This is a genomic window from Clostridium sp. CTA-6 (assembly GCF_054768115.1).
Genome location: NZ_BAAAAU010000034.1, coordinates 1 through 660 on the forward strand (window position 1 = coordinate 1; position 660 = coordinate 660).

Annotated in this window: 2 tRNA genes and 2 rRNA genes; all 4 read right to left on the bottom strand. The window is 41.5% G+C overall.

Features of this window, described 5'->3' with window-relative positions:
• Nucleotides 1-147, bottom strand: a 23S ribosomal RNA gene (locus ACYUDJ_RS21330); the annotation flags it as partial.
• Nucleotides 148-280: 133 nt separating this feature from the next.
• A tRNA-Ile gene (locus ACYUDJ_RS21335) sits at nucleotides 281-357 on the bottom strand.
• 5 nt (nucleotides 358-362) lie between these two features.
• Nucleotides 363-438 (bottom strand) — tRNA-Ala (locus ACYUDJ_RS21340).
• 141 nt (nucleotides 439-579) lie between these two features.
• Nucleotides 580-660: ribosomal RNA gene (locus ACYUDJ_RS21345) — 16S ribosomal RNA — on the bottom strand; the annotation flags it as partial.

The following is a 660-nucleotide window of genomic DNA, read 5'->3' on the forward strand; positions in this document are numbered from 1 at the left end:
ACATGGGGTTACCCATGTGAGTTTCCTCATTCGGAAATCCCTGGATCTCAGCCTATTTGCGGCTACCCAAGGCTTATCGCAGCTTATCGCGTCCTTCTTCGGCTCCTAGTGCCAAGGCATTCACCATGCGCCCTTTGTAGCTTGACCTATTAAGAATTCTTTAAATCTAAGATTTATTAGAATTCTATACTCCTCAGCTTTGCTGAGTGAGTTTCATTTTAATTACAAAGGATTTTATACCTTTAGCTTTACTTATTCACTGTGCAATTTTCAAAGAACATGGTGGGTCTAAATGGACTCGAACCATCGACCTCACGCTTATCAGGCGTGCGCTCTAACCAGCTGAGCTATAGACCCTTAAATGGTGGAGATAAGGAGATTCGAACTCCTGACCCCCTGCTTGCAAGGCAGGTGCTCTCCCAACTGAGCTATACCCCCATATTTAAGTTATATTCCATAATTAATAGTTAAGATTTATTTATCTTAACTTATTTTAGTTATATAAGAGATATTGGTCTCTCAAAATTAAACAGAGAATTCAGCCTTTAGAAAGAATTTTCTTCTTTCTATTCTCCTTAGAAAGGAGGTGATCCAGCCGCAGGTTCTCCTACGGCTACCTTGTTACGACTTCACCCCAATCACTAATCCCACCTTCGGCCG